Here is a 17437-nt window from a genome sequence, read left to right on the forward strand (position 1 = left end):
TCACGACCGAATGGACACTCGTTGCTCTCGCATACAACTGTAAAAGAATGGCGCGGCTTCAGGCAGCATAAGCCAGGTCAGCCTTGGCGTTATCAGCCGCAAAATGCCCAACCCGACAGGCTGCTAGATCGCCTTAACGAACCATGGCGATCGAGCGGCTTCATGCTAGCGCCGATGCTCGTTGGCTTTGGGTGGTCGAAACTGAAAGGACGCTCGTGACGGTCGAAATCCCCCGGGACAAACTTATCCGGCGTATGAGAGAGGACCTCGTGGGACCCCGCGCCCCGGGCGAGACGCTAGCGGCGCGCGCTTCGGACGTCTACCTCACAGGTATACTCTGGCCCAGAAATACCACGATTGCCCCTGAGGAGGACGAGCAGTTGTCTGCTACCGTTGCCGGAGGGGACAACGAGGGAGACGACACTCCCGAGCAGGCACAAGCGCGTTCGGTGGGCATGAGACGCCCGTCGACTGCAGGTATTTCATTTGCCGTTGCAACTACCGGGGAACATAGCGCATCAGTTCGGGTCGATATCGAGTTCGGCACCTATTCTCCTTCGGCGGATGGTGCCAGAAACCACTGGACGCGCCGTCAGAACTCAATCAGCTCCGTTGAGATTGCACTGAATGAGAGATCCTCAGATACCACCCTGGAGCAGTATGGCTTCCCCGAGTTGCGTCTTAATTCCCGGACAGTGCCTATCGAACGCGGGCTGTTATCGACGATAACGCTGGTGAACGATGCGGTTCCTGCCGATCCCGGCAGGGTCGCAGTCGAGCAGGCTACTATATTCCAGGTCTCTGTGACCATCAGAGCCGGGGAAGGATGCCGCCTGATCTCGAGACCCAGCCGTCGCAATCCAGTGGACGAGGAAGACTGGTCCTCGGCGCTTCTTTATCGTGATGCCCACGAATATGCCGCTGGTCACACCTGCTCGGCCGACTGGATCGAGGCAGGAGAGTATGCCGGTGCCGCCCTCGTTCGCACCGAATGGATACCCGAAACAGTGGTTGCCTCTGTGAGTCCCGATGGTCATCAGGTCTTCGCGAACCTGAACGACGAGGACCTCAGGCCTCTTTCTGCAGCGTGGTTGGCTTCATGTGACACCGCGAGGCTCGTGACAGCGCTGCATCGCCTGTGCGACGCGTATGAGCGATGGATTGATATACAGAAAGGCAAGACAGAACCCTTATCCGGCAAGCTCTCCGATGTTGCAACGAAGCATCTGGCGGAGGCAACGAATGTGCTCGACAGGATGCGTAATGGGGTAGCGCTCCTTGCCAGAGATCCCGTTTGTGACCGTGCATTCAGGCTCGCCAATCTTGCAATGACCACCCAACGCCAGTGGGCGCGGCTTGGTGAGCTCAAATGGCGACCGTTCCAGCTCGGATTCCTCCTCCTGACGATCGAGAGCGCCGCTCTTTCAGAGCATCCTGAGCGGGAGACTATGGACCTTCTGTGGTTTCCGACTGGCGGCGGCAAGACCGAGGCTTATCTCGGCCTGATTGCCTTCGTATCGTTTCACCGCCGTCTGTCGCGGGAGAATGCCGACGAAGGTGCAGGTGTCGCCGTCATTATGCGCTACACTCTGCGGCTGCTAACGACCCAGCAATTCATTCGTGCGTCCGCGATGATATGCGCCTGCGAGGCTATCCGACGCGGGAAGCTCGGAGCGGAAAAGGCAAGAGGCCTTGGAGAAACACCTTTCTCGATTGGGTTGTGGGTCGGAGAGAAGTCAACGCCTAACACTCGCAAAAGCGCTTTCAACAGCAGAATCGACGTCTCGACATCAAGCCCGGAACAGTTGCTGGACTGCCCATGTTGCCGCAAGCCGCTCAACTATCACCAGCCGTTACCGACCGATCCTGTGCAAATCTTCTGTCGATCGGTCGACTGCACTCTTGCCACTGACGTGCCCTTGCCGGTCTGGACAGTCGATGATGACGTCTACGCCGCAAGACCGACGTTGCTGGTCGGTACCGTCGACAAATTCGCCCAGATTGTCCGAAATTCACGGACGGCGACATTGTTCGCGGTCGGCTCACATGCGCAGCCACAGCTGATACTGCAAGACGAGTTGCATCTGATCTCGGGACCACTTGGCACCTTGGCAGGACTTTACGAGTCCGCGCTCGATCTTATTCTGTCTGCCGACGGTACGAGACCCAAAATCATCGGATCTACCGCAACCATCCGCCGTGCGTCGGAACAGGTTCTCGCTCTCTTTGACAGAAACACATGCCAGTTCCCGCCGCCTGGACTTTCGGCCGATGACTCCGGATTCACAGTCGTCGATCCGTCTTTGCCCGGCCGCCGATATGTCGGTATCACGACTGCCGGCCGATCCGCAAAATTTACGCTTCAGGCCGTGGCTGCATCGCTCCTGCAAAGCGCGTTCGCGGGTCTGCCGCCCGAACAGCAGGACCATTACTGGACACTCGTCTCCTATTTCAATTCGTTGCGTGAACTGGGTGGCGCCCTTGTTCTCATGCAGGACGACGTTCACGACAGCATAAAACTGCTTGCGGAAGCGCGTCATGAAGAGAGGAGAAGTCTCCAGTTCATCGAGGAATTGACCTCCCGTAGGTCCCAGAAAGAAATAACGGAAATGCTGGGCCAGCTTGAGCGAAAAGCAGGGCATCCGGAGGCAATTGACGCTCTGCTTGCAACCAATATGGTGAGCGTCGGCGTGGATATTTCCCGGCTCGGGCTGATGCTCGTCAATGGCCAACCCAAAACCATGGCCGAATACATTCAGGCCACAAGCCGCGTAGGCCGAGGACTGGTCCCTGGCCTTGTCGTCTCGATATTGAACAATGCCAAACCCCGCGATCGTTCTCATTACGAAACATTCCACGCATGGCACCTGACGCTTTATCGCGAAGTGGAGGCAACCAGTGTCACTCCTTTCGCCTCCAGAGCCCGCGACCGCGCACTGCATGCAGTCCTCGTCGCGATCGTCCGCCACCTTGCTGCCGGCATGCTGGATTCACCCGTCCTGACGGATACGGCAATCGACACGGCAGAGGAACTGATACTGAAAGTCAGCAAGCGTGCCCGAAACGTTGACCCTCTGGAACCCGACGTGGAGGCGGAGCTGCGAGATCGCCTGGCGAAATGGAAGCGCCGCGCACCGCAAGTCTACTGGAACCGGATGAAAAAGGACACGCTCCTGCAATCGGCCGAAGAAGCTGCAGCCAAACGGGCCGCCGGCAGGATTGTGGGCCAAGCCTGGCCAACACCGAACTCCATGAGAGGCGTCGAACCGTCGACGAATTACAGGCTGGCAGAAGCATTGCGGAGGAAGATAAATGGCACGCTATGAACTTGGAGAAATCCGCAGAAGTGCTGCGGTCACAACCTTCGGCCCGGGCGCCATCGTCGATTTTCGTGCTGGCGATGCCACTATTTCCGCAGTCGCTGCTGGACTTGAACAGTGGGACGAGAGTTTTCCGCCTGCCGGCATGCTGAACGAACAGGCGGTTCGGGAGGAACGTCTTCAGAAGAAACTTGGGGTAAAGGGATTCAGGCTTCCACCCGTTCGTGATCCGAATCGCGAGAAGGATGCAGAGCGGGCTCTCCCGGCCATCCGGTTCCCTCAGTGGCTGCAATGCCCGAAATGCGACCGGATCGCGAAGGTCGACGAATGGGGGGACGAGGCAGGTCGCGCCGGCCTCTACTGCCAGAAATGTACGAGTGAAACCCCCGGTCGGCGCAAAGTGTATGTCGTACCCGTCCGCTTCGTCCTTGCGTGCGAATCCGGTCATCTCGACGAATTTCCGTGGCACTGGTGGGTGGGACACGAGGAAGGTTGCAGGAACAAGCGCTTTCTCAAGCTGGAATCCCGGCAGGCAGGTCTCGCTGGCCTCATCCTTGGATGCAGCGAATGCGGAGCGGAAAACTCGATGGATGGCATTTTTTCAAAGGAGACTTGGAAGAAATTCTCGACCTGCTCAGGGCGACGCCCTTGGCTTGCCGGTGCGCATCAGGACTGCAATCACCACCCACGCGCCACCCAGCGCGGTGCTTCGAACCTCTATTTTCCTGTTATCGAGTCCGCGCTGAGTATTCCCCCGTGGTCGGACCGCCTGCAAGAGGCACTCGGCATTTACTGGGATCCGATCATCAACATCGCGGAAGGGCGTGCGGTTTTTATTGCAAGCCTAGCATCGGTGCTTGGACCGGTTCTCGCGGAACTCGAAATGACACCTGAAGAACTGGCAGCCGAGGTCGAGCGTCGGGTCATGCAAGAGGAACATATCGACGTCGACAACCTGCGTGGGGAGGAATATCGTCAGTTTACCGGGGGCACGTATGTGCAGGGGCTCGACCGGGAATTCGAGATCCGTCCGCAGAAGGTGCCCGCCTCTATTGCCCACTGGTTTTCGCGCCTCGTCAAGGTAAGCAGGCTACGCGAGGTTCGCGCCATGACCGGTTTTACCAGAATCTATCCGCTCGGCGAGGGCGCGACGGAAAAGGCGAGAATTTCGCTGTCAAACCTGGGCTGGTTACCTGCCATCGAGGTTCGCGGAGAAGGTATTTTTCTCGAGTTCAACGACGAAGCGATCAGCGAGTGGGAAACGCGGCCCGAGGTAATGACACGCGCGGACCACATCAATCGACATATTCAAGCTGACTGGAACGAGGCACACAGCGCCGGAGCTGCGCCTCCACGTGTCATTACCCCTCGTTTTCTGCTCATTCATACCTTTGCGCACTCATTGATGAGACAACTCACTCTCGATTGCGGCTACTCCTCAACCGCCTTACGAGAGCGCCTCTATGTGTCGAACGACGATGGAGGAATGCGTGGCCTGCTCATCTATACCGCCACAACGGATGACGACGGCACATTGGGCGGATTGCAGCGTCAAGGGGATCCCGATCGGATCGAGCGCACAATTGTTTCCGCGATTCAATCGCAGGCATGGTGCTCATCCGATCCACTGTGCATTGAGGATATGCTGGCACCTGAAGACGGCCTTTCTCTTGCTGCCTGTCACTCATGTGTTCTCGCGCCAGAAACATCCTGCGAGGAATTCAACCGCTTCCTGGACAGGGCGACGCTCGTCGGTACCCCGTCAGCAAGCACGGTCGGTTATTTCCGCAGCATGGTGGAGGATTTGGCATGACCGGCGCGCGCATGTGGCCCTCGCCATTACCGCGACAGATCCGGCAGGACCCCCTCCGCTCATCTGAAGTGCACGTGTACGATCTGCTTAGTGAACAGCTCAATTCGCAATGGACAGTCTACTACAGTCGCCCTTACCTCAAGATGACACCAAGCGGTGCCGAAATCGACGGTGAGGCCGATTTCGTAATCGTTCATCCGACGAGAGGAATGCTTACACTTGAGGTCAAGGGTGGGGAAATCTCGCGGGAGGCTACGACTGGGAAGTGGTTCAGCCGCGACCGATACAATGTCCTTCACAAGATAAAAAACCCCGTCATCCAAGCCACCACTGCGCAGCATACGCTGCTAAACAAGGTGCGCGCGCTCGCAAGCTGGCCCAAGGGACCATTCATAAGGGCCCGCCACGGGGTAGTCTTCCCGCATGCTGCCGCACCACCCAATAATCTCGGCCCCGACATGCCAAGAGAAATTTTTTGCTGTCGGGATCAATTACCTACAATCGGCAAGTGGGTGCGCGACCGCCTTTCCGGCGGAAACGACGGCGCAATGGGCGAAGCAGGAATGAAAGCATTTGAGCAGTTACTTTCACTCCCGTTCACCTTACGAGTTCCCCTTGCGAGCTACCTCAGCGAAGACGAGCAGGCAATCGAGACACTCACACCCCAACAGTTCTATGTCCTTGATGCGGTATCGCATCTTACTCGTGTCGCAGCGGGTGGAGGCGCAGGAACCGGAAAGACGATTGTAGCCTGTGAGGACGCATTCCGTCTTGCGTCGGCGGGTCACAAGACTGCGTTGCTTTGCCTTGGAGACAAACTCGCATCTCATCTGCGCCAACGCATGAAAGTTTCCGGCGTTATCGTTATGACGTTTCCGGAACTTTGTCAGAACTATGCATCGACTTCCGGCTTGAGATCAGACCTTAGCTTGAAGGAGGCACTCGATTCAGGTCCGGACCTGCTGACCAAAGCCGTCCAGAAAGATCCTTCCTTACGCCTCGACGTCATCGTCGTGGATGAGGCGCAGGACTTTCGCACCCAGTGGTGGATTGCGCTGGAGGACATATTGGTCGATCCGAAGGTCTCGAAATTACATGCCTTCTATGACACCAATCAAAGCGTCTATGGCGATCTCACGGGTGAGTTGGCTTCCTTCGACATCGTTCCAATCCGACTGACACGCAATTTGCGCAATACTCAGATGATCCACGCTGCGGCAAGCCGATTTTACCGTGGCAGCGCCATCACGGCCGACGGTCCCGAAGGCTTCCCGGTGGGCTGGGTGACGTGCAGCGAGAGGGCGCTGGAGCAGGAAACCCTGAACATCCTGCGAAAGCTAACGGTAACCGGAGAAGTCAGCGCCACAAACATCTGTGTTATCGCACCGGCGGATGAGCGTGTCGCAAACCTGCAAAAACGGCTCGCGTCCTTTGATGGTCTAACCGTCGCTCATATACGCGACTTCAAGGGTCTTGAAAGTCAGGCAACCATCCTGGTTGCCTCTCGCGAGATATCCGATCAGTTAGAATTGGCATATGTAGCTTTGTCCAGGGCGCGAGCGCATATGACTGTTTTGGGCGAGGCGAACATCCTCGAATGGCTGAAGGAGCATTCACCCGACGCGAAGTGATCTGGCAATCCCCCCATAAAAAGAATGGCTTTTGAATGAGAATTTTCTCAGCGTAAGAATGAGGAGATTCTGATGAAGAGTAATCGCTTTACTGACGCGCAGATCATGGGTGTGATCCGCTAGGCTGAGGGCGGCGTCTCGGTTCCTGACCTGTGCCGGGAGCATGCGATCAGCAACGCCACGTTTTACCGGTGGCGTGCGAAATATGGCGGCATGGATGCTTCGATGATTAGTCAGATGAAGGCTGGCCAGCCCAGCGCCGGGAACTGGCCGCACAGGCTGTGACACATCATGGGGTCAGCATTGTGCTGGCCTGTCGGATTTTTAGGATATGCGAGACCTTCTTTCGCTATCGTCCCCGACTGACGGCAGAGAACGACAGGCTTGCCGATCTTCTGGTGGGATTGACCTAGGCTCACAGGAGATGGGGATTTAGCCCGTGTTTTCTGTATCTGCGCAATGTGCAGGGTGAGTAGCCCCTAGATTTCTGGACGCCCAGGCTCCTAAAAATGAGGACAGGAGGCGTTGATGGGGAAGCCCAATTTCAGTGATGAGTTCAATCGTGATGCGGTGGCGCAGATTACCGAGCGGGGATATCCGGTAGCAGAAGTTTCGCAGCGGCTTGGGATCAGCACACATTCGCTGTATGCGTGGAAGCGGCAATTCGCGAAGGTGGTATCGGGCGATGCCGACAAGGATGTCGAGATCCGGCAGTTGAAGCGCGAACTGGCCCGGGTCACCGAGGAGCGCGACATCTTAAAAAAGCCACCGCGTATTTCGCCAGGGATGCAAAGTGAGATACGCCTTCATTGCCGAGCATCGCGATCATTTTGGAATTCGGGTAATGTGCCGCTGTCTGGCCGTGCAGCCCAGTGGGTATTATGCTTGGCGGAAGGAGCCGCTGAGCCGACGGGCTCGCGAGGACGTCCGACAGACCACGTTGATCCGTCAGGCCTGGAACGACAGTGGCAGGGTTTATGGCTACCGTAAGCTGCACGATGATCTGCTCGATCAGGGCGAGATCTGCTGTCCGAACCGCGTGGCACGCCTGACAAAACTGGCGGGTATCAAGGCACAGATTGGCTACAGGCGGCGGCCAGGTAGCCATAGTGGCAGGCCATCTCTGGTCATCGACAACACGCTGGCCCGGCAGTTTGATGTCGAGGCACCCGACAGGGTGTGGGTCACAGACATCACCTACATCCGCACCATGGAAGGATTTGCCTACCTTGCAGTTGTGCTCGACCTCTATTCGCGTCGTGTCGTGGGCTGGTCGATGCAGAGCCGCCAGACCACGGATGTGGTGCTGCAGGCGCTCCATATGGCCATCTGGCGACGAAAGCCCAAAAGTCGGGTAATGATCCACTCGGATCAGGGCAGCCAGTTTACCAGCATGGACTGGATTGCCTTCATACGGGCTCACAATCTGGAACACTCGATGAGCCGCCGCGGCAATTGCCACGACAATGCTGTAGCGGAAAGTTTTTTCTCATCGCTCAAGCGCGAGCGCATCCGGCGTCGAACTTACACAACGCGCCAGGAAGCCCGACAGGACGTGTTTGACTACATCGAAATGTTCTATAACCCGGTACGCAAGCAGGTCAGGAACGGGATGCTGTCACCCGTGCAGTTCGAACAACAGCAGATTTTGAATGCTCAAGGCGTCTAGAAAACTAGGGGCTACTCAGAAAGGGTTAAAATTCTATCCGTTGCTGGCAACAGATTTCTCATCGTTCGGCGCGCTTGGCATGCCTCACACTGAAGTCGCGACCCGTATGGACGCCTTCATGCGGGGAGAAAAAAGGGAGCCAGTGACGGATGACTGGCTGCTCAGCCTAAAGATGAAATAATCCATTTCTGTGATCCTGAAATCACTATGTGCCCTGACGCTCTCTGACAAGCCTGATAAATTCTCCAACATTCATAAGCCATGCCTGCTGCGACGGCCGGAAGGTGGCATGCAGCTTCTGCGGCAGGACAAGCTGTAGCTCCTTTACCCGCATCTCATCCGTCTGGTTTTCGGAAATACCGGGCTCCAGTGTGAGAAGATGCTTTTTTCTGATGCGTACCGCCTCCGACAGTACCTGCCGCCAGCGGTCCTTGAGTGTCGATTTCGAACCCAGCATCGTCAGCCTGTCAGCCGGGAAAAGTGGATCAGCATAAGCCGCTTTTCCGGGGAACAGAAAATCAGGTTTATTACGGTTTTCTGTCTCGGCGCCACGTGCATACCGGAGTCCGTTGGCCTGGAATACCGCTTCAAGATGATTTTCCAATGCAGACCCTGCGCGAGCCTTACGCCGGTTCTGCACACTCAGCGAGAATGCAAGAAAACCGTCGACATCTGCTCCCTCGGCGCACTGGAAGCCTCCATTGATTTTCTCCGCAACGACACGGCGCTCCAGTCTGCGGAACAGCTGCTCTTCACGCTCCATCCATTCAACCAACGCCCCGTCTGGATCATCGTGCGCCGAAACATCCGGCAGAGAAGAACGCGCAAGTTCGGAAAAAACACGTGTCGTGGGAAATCTGAGACCAAACGGCTCAATCAGCGTATCAAGAATATTCGCCTCAGGCTCTTCCGGCTCCACTCCCAGCTCATCAAGAATGTAACGGGCCGCGAAATCCAGCTCGGGATCGTGAGCCCCTTCAATCTGCTGAAAAGAAAAGCTGGTTCCCGACAGATCATCAAGCCCGAACAGCCAGAGAAGCTGATTCTGGACGGTGCTGTCTGCCGGCACTACAATCAGAAGGGCGCTTCCGTCCTGCCTCATCGCCAGAAAGAACACGTCGCCCGGAGCCATGACTTCGGTCACTTCATTGGACCGGTAATAAAGCCGGTATTCGGTACGGACCGGATGTTTCCGGCGGGCGTCATACCAGCTCAGCATGCCATCAACGGAAATAGCGGCTTCTTCCTCACCCACCCATATGAACCGAGCTGGAATATTCCGGCGGTCGTCGTCACCCATAAGCTTCCTCAGAGCCGTGGAACCATTCAGCTCGTGCTGATTCGATTTGTCCGGACGGGTTTCCACCTCGGTCAGTCTTTTTGCCACGACCCCTTCAAACTGATCCGAAAGCTGTCCCCGTCTCACCAGTTACTGTCCTCTGATTTCAAGTTCGGATGCATCCGATTTCAGCCATGATGAACAGGCTTCAAGAATGTCTTCCATTGAAAGACGTCCTTTCCCCCGCATCGCGCATTCCCATACGGTTCCCACGCGCCAGCCAGCATCACGCAGGGCAAGCTGCGTACGCGCGTCAACAGCCCTGTTCCGCTCAATCTTCGTCCGCCAGAATTCGGTCCGGCTGCCGGGAAGACGGAAAAGATGACAGTCATGTCCATGCCAGAAGCAGCCATGCGCCAGAATGACAGCATGGTATTTCGGAAAAACCAGATCAGGGGTTCCTGGCAGCTTCCTCTCATGCAGCCTGAACCGGAAACCAAGAGCATGCAGCCCCGCCGCAGCACCATCTCGGGTTTTGTGTCCTTCCCCCGGATGCCGGACATCATCCGGCTGCGCTGTTCCGGTGAAACGATATCAGGCAACAGCCGCGCTCTGATCATGAGCAGGTCTCATGCCTGAAGTCCCATCTCTGCTATCCCTGCGCTCCCGTGCCAAGGCCGAGCGTATGTGGGGCTTCATGGCATTGGCCAAGAACTCGATGACCGGCACCACAACCGCATTTCCGAACTGGCGATAGGCCTGCGTATCCGAAACGCCAATGCGGAACCGTCTGTCGCCACGATCGAAACCCATAAGACGTGCGCACTCCAGCGGTGTGAGACGGCGCGGCCGTTTACCCTCCTGCCGGATCAGAATTTCGGACCCATCCTTGAAATAACGGGCAGAAAGTGTCCGCGCGACATCATCCGGGCCGAACAGTCCGAAGCCGAAGCCGTTACCCGCAGCGGCATGCTTGGCCTTATAATTCTGAAGATAATTCCACAGATGTTCCGTAAGGGTATATTTTGGTTCCACCTCTGCATGCGGCAGAAGGATTGAGCCCAATCTCGGGCCTTTTTCTACCGGTGGCACAACCAGAGATTTCAGATCAAAATCTGTTTTTTCCCTGAATCCGACAATGAAAATACGCTCGCGTTTCTGCGGCACCCATGATGCAGCACTGATTACGCGGGTCTGCACATGATAACCGAGTTCTTCCTCGAGAACGTGCATGATCGTGGCAAAAGTACGCCCCTTGTCGTGCCGTTCAAGGTTTTTGACATTTTCCAGAAGAAAGGCTGCCGGCCGGTGATGAGCAATGATTCTGGCTGTATCGAAAAACAGGGTTCCCTGCGTATCACACAGAAAGCCATGGGGCCGCCCCAACGAATTCTTCTTGGAAACCCCGGCGATCGAAAACGGCTGACAGGGAAAACCTGCCAGCAGGACATCATGTTCCGGAACCAGTGCGGGATCCTCTGCAAACGGGCGGATATCACCACTGATCTCATGATTATCCGGATAGTTCAGGGCATAGGTCTGCCGTGAGAATCTGTCCCATTCGGATGTAAAGACACATCGACCGCCGATTTCTTCAAAACCGATCCGCAGGCCGCCTATACCGGCAAACAGATCAATGAAACGGAAATCGACACTGTCTTTTTCTTTTGTCCGGAGGCGTTCATCGGCAATGCGGCGCAGGAAATTGAGAGCCGTCCGGCTCGCCGTGCCGGGGGTATTCTCATAACGGTACACCGTCCGTTCCCCCAGCCCCAGCTCTTCAGCCGCCTGATGCAGCGTAAGGCCCGCCCGATCACGCAGCAGGCTGAAATCGGTCCGCGATGGCATGGGCATTCTTTCAGATCAGGATCACACGAGGTTTATCTCTGCCCTGATGGCAGAATCTGTCCCCGAAAGCAACCCCTGTTCCTTATATGTTCCAAATACAGCAACACGGTACCAAGCATCCATCAGATATGTTGGCATGCCCGCCGCGTTCCGCATACTCTGGAACCGACGTAATCTTCGGCTATTGCCATATGAATAGAACGGCCACGACAGTTCCACATAAAATAGGTCTCTCGCGGTGTGGTGACAAGGCCTGTACACGACACCAATCCCGCGCAGCGGGTTCGTTCTCGAATTTAATATTCAATATCGGACGATTAGACAGATTTCCCAGCCGTTATTCCAAAATAGCGGATAGCTTAGCCAGCACTTCATCAACGATGTGCGTCGGAAGGCTCTCCAGTTTCCGACCACTGCGCGACCCAATATCAAGAGCACGAGGCTGATCACAGCGAACCACTCCCCTTATTTTGGTCCCTGCCTCCATAAGCGACACGGCAAACCCAGCGGTCCGCGCATAATTGCCTCCGCTGGTGATCGGCAACACAATCGGGGTTTTCGTCAACCGGTTGAACGCAGCCGGGGACACAACCATTACCGGCCGTGTTCCCTGCTGCTCGTAACCTGACGTGGGATCGAGTGAGACGAGGTAGATATCCCCCCGCTCCATCAGATGATCTCGTTCCCGACCGGTTTGGCATCAATCCACGCCCGATCCTCAGCACTGATTTCAGCAGTTTCATCACATTGGGCAAGAAGCTCTTCGAGCGTATAGCGTGGTGGAGCCGCAGGCTCGATCACAAGCCGACCGTTATCAACCGAGATACCGACTTTTGCACCTGCAGTGAGATGCAGCACATCCAGGATCGCCGGCGGAACAGCCAGCATGACGGAACCACCGACTTTACGGAGATTGGTTGTGTGCATGGCTACCTCCAAAAGTTATATTTTTATATAACACTGCAGCTACCAGCGCTTCAATTAGAAAACAGGAACGTCGTTCCCACTCTGCCGCCAGAATTCACGCGGCTTCATTCGATACGATCGAACTGTCCCCTGCGCCCATTAACGGCACGATTCGTGGGGCAATAAGGATCGGCAGACGGACCCCGCAAGGTTCCTACCTCAGTGACGTATGAAAGACCTGTTTTTATAGCCATCCACCACGTTTTTTTATCAAGCGCACCCGTTTAAGGCGAGAAAAGTTCCACACTGTGGCACGCAGGTCAGACTCAGCATAATAGCTGTTGCAGTTAAGAACCTGTCGCAATACATCCAATGTGCTCAGGCTAGCAGGCACGACACTCAACCCTTATCCACGACAGGAACAACAGCGCGGTGAAGGACTCAGAGCAGATTCTGAACGTCTATCTCAGCCATCGCCTGCACCTCGTGGACGTGGCAGCGGGTATCATCGGGTGTCGTGCCCGTGCTGAAGATATCGTCCAGGATGCTTTCATCAAGGCCACCCTTGTCCAGAAGAAGGGCACCGAGATCCAGCGGCCGGTGTCCTATCTGCTTCAGGTCGTCCGGCGGCTTGCAATTGACTTCCTTCGGTTTGGGCGCATTCGGAATGAAATCGATGTGGCCGACATCGCCGTGCAGAACCTGCTATGCGATCCCCGTTCCCCGGAGACGTATGTCGGTAACCGTGAGGAACTAGCCATTATCGAAGGGGTATTGGCTTCGCTTCCCGATCGCACGCGCCTCGCGTTTGAAATGAAACGGTTCGGTGATTACAAATTACGAGAGATTGCGGTTGTTCTCGACCTCTCGATTGGTCGAACGGCACAACTGATTACGGACGCAATGGCGGCCTGTCAGGCGGCTCTTGATAACGCCGCGCCCAGAAACTGAACTAACACGCTTTAAAAATGCACTCCCGCTCCGTCTCTCTCATAAGATGGCTTTTCTTATGCCGCCCGTCCGTTGAGCGTGGAGCGCCACGTGGTCCGTATGACAGATAACTCTTCCGCTTCAGTCGACCCGCTCACCGCCGAGGCCAATCTTTGGGTCATCCGTCTGACCGAGGAACCGGACGACCGTGATCTCCGAAAAGAGTTCTCCGCCTGGTATGCCCAGTCGCCCGCCCATGCAGATGCCTGGTCAAGAGCCTTGCGGGTCTGGAGGCTTACAGGTGCCGTTGGACCGGCTCTGTTGTCCCTTCCGGATAAACCAAAGAGGACAGAGACGTTCGTTCCACCCAAACCTTCATCATCCCTAAGCGCCATAGCAGGACGGCATGCTGTAGCCCTTTCGCTGGCCACGGCACTATGCGGACTAGGCCTGTTCTTTTTACCTGACATTCGCATTGCGTTGCAGGCCGACTTCCAGACATCGACAGGCAAGGATCAGACCGTAACACTTGCGGACGGCAGCGTCGTCACCCTTGGCGCGCGCTCGGCCATTGCAGTCCACTATCGCCCCGGTACGCGCGACGTTACCCTACTGGCAGGTGAGGCCTTTTTTCAGGTCAAGCATGACGCAACGCGTCCCTTCCTGGTGACTGCAGGATCTATACAGGCCCGCGATATCGGCACCCGTTTTGATATCCGTCTGGATCCGGCCGAGATACAAGTTGGTGTTCAGGACGGTCGTGTCGGCGTATCCAGCCCGACACAGACGCAGGAAGTGGTTTTGGACGCAGGAGACGAAATCAGCGTCGATCGATCTGACAACCATATGACCCGGAAAACTGTCTCTCCCGACACCATTGGATCCTGGCAAACAGGCACCCTCGTCGTTGATAGCGATACGGTCGGGCACGTTACCGATACCCTTAAACGCTACTATCCGGGCTTTATCGTTAACTGGAGCGCCAAACTTCGGTCGCGTCAGGTCGGCGGCATCTACGATCTGCACAACATCCCGGCAGCCCTCAGAGCCGCAGTTGTCCCGTCAGGCGGACAGGTTCGGGAGGTTGCTGGGCATATGCTCATTGCGACTGATGCCCCGGCGTCCCACGAGCAGTAAATTCCCACACCAAAAAAAACATCTTAATCTTCAGCGGTTTGGCGGCTCTGAAAAATAATTTGAGACGCGGCCCTATAAAAAGCCCATACGAACCCGTCCCTATTTCAAATGCGATGCATTCTCACTTTTGATGGGACGACACATATGGAACCTGAAATTGCACCGCGCCTTGTCGGTCGCACAAAAAAGTCTGGCCTGCGCCATGTATGGCTCAACCGGCCTGTCATGCTGGCTATTCCCTCGGCGCTTCTTTTCGCGCTGGCGAGCATGGATGCCCGTGCTGCATCTTCAAACGTCAGCCAGACTGCGGCGCCCCTCGCCCGCTCCTATAATATTCCCTCTCTACCCCTCGGGCAGGCATTGGCGACTTACGGCAAGCAGACCGGTGTTCAGGTAACATATGACCCAGCCCTGCTCACGGGGAAAACGTCTGCTGCCGTGTCCGGATCAATGGCCCCGCAAGACGCTCTTCAGAAGCTCTTATCCAGTTCAAATCTTTCCTACCGTTATGCTGGCAGCAATACGATCGTTATTCAGAAGGCATCAGCCAACATCACGCTCGGTCCGGTGCGTGTGGGCGGAACGGTTACGCATCAGGATCCTACCGGTCCGGGCGTAGGATATGTAGCCACGACCACCATGTCTGGGACAAAAACAGACACGCCGATTACCGAAATACCGAACTCCATCTATGTCGTTACAAAACAGCTAATGCAAGATCAGCAGCCTCAAAGTGTTGTAGAAGCTCTTCGTTATACACCAGGTGTATATTCGGAGAGTGAGGGATCTTATGGAAATGGTGGCTATGTATCCGGAATAATGCAACGTGGTTTTAGCACGACACAATTTGTCGACGGATTAATGACCAATACGGCTAGTTCAGGCGAGCCAGCATTTTTAGAGCGTATTGAAGCGATCAATGGGCCTGCGTCGGTTATGTATGGACAGGTTAATCCGGGAGGGATGCTTGCCATGGATTTGAAGAAGCCGACTGACACCCCCCTGCATCAGATCTCCGTTGGATTCGGAAGTTGGCATCGTTATGAAACGACCGTAGATATAAGTGATAAAGTGACAAAATCTGGAAACATTCGATATAGAATATCAGCAATCGGAGTCACATCAAATACCCAGATTGACAACGTTAATTATCATAGAGTTGGGGTAATTCCTTCCGTTACATGGGATATTGATAAAAAAACTTCTTTAACATTGTTGGGTATGTACATGTATACCCCTGGAGATGGCACTGCCTATGCCAATCAAGAGCCCCTGCTAGGGACATTAATCAGTAACAACGATTACCCACAAATACCACGGAAAAATTTTCTAGGCACATCTAATTGGAACAAAACAGGTGGAACACAAGCTATGTTTGAATATCAATTCCAGCATAAGTTTAATAAATATATAAATTTTTCTCAAATATTTATATGGGAACACTCTAAATATGAACAAGATACTGCCTATAAGGGTGCTTCTATCAGCTCTACAGAAGGGAGGCTTGGCGCGTGGAGCACAAATAGTCAGAGAAATACTGTTGCTCTTGACAGTCGAGTGTGGGGAAATATCAAAACTGGAATGTTGAACCACACGTGGGTCATAGGATCTGACTTTCGTCAATACAACAACAACATAAGCTCTCTTTTTGATTACACAAATACTACAGACAGAGTTATAAACTATCATGATCCAAATCCAGCATATAATCCATGCTTTAATTTAAAATCATCAAACTGCAAAGATTATCTTATAAATAATTATAACGGATATTTTCAAGAAGGCGTGTACTTTCAGGATCAAATAAAATGGGATAGGCTGTCTATATTATTGGGCGGGAGGGAGGATTGGGTAAACTATAATTCTCACAAAAAACACATACTCAACATTATTGTCAAGCGAAGATCTAGTCTCTAAAAGTACAAATAATAATCCGCAACCTCAGCATGCATTCACATGGAGATCGGGAATTATTTATAATTTAAAATTCGGATTGAGTCCTTATTTCAGCTATTCCACATCATTCATTCCGCAAACGTCTACGGATTATTTAGGAAATCCCTTTTCTCCATTAACTGGGAAGCAATTGGAGGTGGGACTAAAATATAAAATTCCTAACAAAGATATTTTACTAACAGCTTCAGCCTTTCGCGTGGATGAGAACCACTATCAGATTAATGATCTTGTACATACCGGATATAGCACTGATGGCGGGCGAGTACGTTCGCAGGGTTTTGAATTATCAGCAAATGCCAATGTTACTAAAGATTTCAGAGTGGTTGCATCATATAGCTACACTGACATCAGGTTCGCAAATTCAAATGTCACTGCTCAGCGATTAAATCCATATACAAGCGAAAATTATGGCTCCTATATTTCAGAGAAAGGAATGTCTGTACCACAGGTTCCGCGTAACATGTTTTCTATTTTTACGGATTACACACTACCTCGAAATATAGCTAAAGGTTTCGGGCTAAATTGGGGTATGCGGTATGTCGGATCTACGTATATTGATAATGTTGAATCGTTTAAGACAAAACCATACGTATTATTTGACATCGGTGCTCACTATGACTTCTCTCAAGTTAGCCCCATGCTAAAAGGACTGAAAGCTCAACTGGCAATTTCTAATCTCACCAATAAATATTATGTAACAAGCTGCCAGACCAATGTTTGCTATCTAGGTCAAGGGCGGAGATTTTACGGGAATTTGACTTACAACTGGTGAAATTTCACTACCCGAAACTATGGCGCATTTTCTCCATTAGATTCAGCCCTTTGAGGTGGTCCCGTCCGTTCGGACAGTTTTGCGGGCTTGATAAGCTATACCCGGTTGTTGTTATGCCGCCCTTCTGACGGCGTTGCTGTTGGCCATCTGGTCCGGGGTTAACCCCGGACCAGATG

The 17437-nt window shown here is 54.1% G+C and carries 13 protein-coding genes and 1 pseudogene; 9 read left to right on the top strand and 5 right to left on the bottom strand.

What is annotated here, in order from left to right:
• Positions 1–380 precede the first annotated feature (380 nt).
• The 5 genes and pseudogenes from KMAL_RS13830 (at position 381) to KMAL_RS13850 (ending at position 8433) form a co-directional block, all read left to right on the top strand.
• Positions 381–3326 carry a helicase-related protein gene (locus tag KMAL_RS13830; protein WP_208624785.1) on the top strand — a complete coding sequence of 982 codons (2946 nt, stop codon included), beginning with the start codon at positions 381–383 and terminating at the stop codon, positions 3324–3326.
• The gene (gene drmB, locus KMAL_RS13835; protein ID WP_110096214.1) at positions 3313–5133 is read left to right on the top strand and encodes a DUF1998 domain-containing protein; all 1821 of its coding nucleotides are present in this window, start codon (positions 3313–3315) and stop codon (positions 5131–5133) included. Before KMAL_RS13830 ends, drmB begins: the two co-directional genes overlap by 14 nt.
• The gene (locus tag KMAL_RS13840; RefSeq protein WP_110096215.1) at positions 5130–6764 is read left to right on the top strand and encodes a nuclease-related domain-containing DEAD/DEAH box helicase; all 1635 of its coding nucleotides are present in this window, start codon (positions 5130–5132) and stop codon (positions 6762–6764) included. Before drmB ends, KMAL_RS13840 begins: the two co-directional genes overlap by 4 nt.
• 72 nt (positions 6765–6836) lie before the next feature.
• Positions 6837–7174: pseudogene (locus KMAL_RS17675) on the top strand (transposase); the annotation flags it as partial.
• Between the two features lie 118 nt (positions 7175–7292).
• Positions 7293–8433, top strand: a protein-coding gene (locus KMAL_RS13850) for an IS3 family transposase (RefSeq protein ID WP_110096216.1) whose coding sequence is annotated in 2 segments (ribosomal slippage) — positions 7293–7534 and positions 7533–8433 — 1143 coding nt in all. Because the reading frame shifts where the segments join, the coding sequence is not laid out codon by codon here.
• 205 nt (positions 8434–8638) lie between these two features.
• Here the strand turns inward: KMAL_RS13850 and KMAL_RS13860 are convergent.
• The 5 genes from KMAL_RS13860 to KMAL_RS13880 all read right to left on the bottom strand — a co-directional run bounded on the left by KMAL_RS13860 (position 8639) and on the right by KMAL_RS13880 (position 12487).
• Complete coding sequence (locus KMAL_RS13860) at positions 8639–9859, bottom strand: type II restriction endonuclease (protein ID WP_110096218.1); 1221 nt, start codon at positions 9857–9859, stop codon at positions 8639–8641.
• A 3-nt stretch (positions 9860–9862) separates the two neighbouring features.
• On the bottom strand, positions 9863–10222 hold the full coding sequence (locus KMAL_RS13865) for a very short patch repair endonuclease (protein ID WP_338043505.1): 360 nt from the start codon (positions 10220–10222) through the stop codon (positions 9863–9865).
• 84 nt (positions 10223–10306) lie between these two features.
• Entirely contained in the window at positions 10307–11560 is a 1254-nt protein-coding gene (dcm, locus tag KMAL_RS13870) for a DNA (cytosine-5-)-methyltransferase (protein WP_239020151.1), read from the bottom strand.
• A 337-nt stretch (positions 11561–11897) separates the two neighbouring features.
• Positions 11898–12230, bottom strand: coding sequence for a type II toxin-antitoxin system PemK/MazF family toxin (locus KMAL_RS13875; protein WP_110096220.1), 333 nt, complete (start codon positions 12228–12230; stop codon positions 11898–11900).
• Entirely contained in the window at positions 12230–12487 is a 258-nt protein-coding gene (locus tag KMAL_RS13880; RefSeq protein WP_006560154.1) for an AbrB/MazE/SpoVT family DNA-binding domain-containing protein, read from the bottom strand. Before KMAL_RS13880 ends, KMAL_RS13875 begins: the two co-directional genes overlap by 1 nt.
• A gap of 411 nt (positions 12488–12898) precedes the next feature.
• Here KMAL_RS13880 and KMAL_RS13885 point away from each other — a divergent pair, with 411 nt between their 5' ends.
• The 4 genes from KMAL_RS13885 (at position 12899) to KMAL_RS13900 (ending at position 17261) form a co-directional block, all read left to right on the top strand.
• Positions 12899–13417 (top strand): sigma-70 family RNA polymerase sigma factor, encoded by a 519-nt coding sequence (locus KMAL_RS13885; protein WP_167400166.1) that lies wholly within the window; start codon positions 12899–12901, stop codon positions 13415–13417.
• 99 nt (positions 13418–13516) lie between these two features.
• Positions 13517–14533 (top strand): FecR family protein, encoded by a 1017-nt coding sequence (locus KMAL_RS13890; RefSeq protein WP_146044224.1) that lies wholly within the window; start codon positions 13517–13519, stop codon positions 14531–14533.
• A 144-nt stretch (positions 14534–14677) separates the two neighbouring features.
• Complete coding sequence (locus tag KMAL_RS13895) at positions 14678–16450, top strand: TonB-dependent siderophore receptor (RefSeq protein WP_110096223.1); 1773 nt, start codon at positions 14678–14680, stop codon at positions 16448–16450.
• Entirely contained in the window at positions 16425–17261 is an 837-nt protein-coding gene (locus tag KMAL_RS13900) for a TonB-dependent siderophore receptor (protein ID WP_167400167.1), read from the top strand. Before KMAL_RS13895 ends, KMAL_RS13900 begins: the two co-directional genes overlap by 26 nt.
• Positions 17262–17437: the final 176 nt, after the last annotated feature.

The organism is Novacetimonas maltaceti, from assembly GCF_002906255.1.
Lineage (GTDB): Bacteria > Pseudomonadota > Alphaproteobacteria > Acetobacterales > Acetobacteraceae > Novacetimonas > Novacetimonas maltaceti.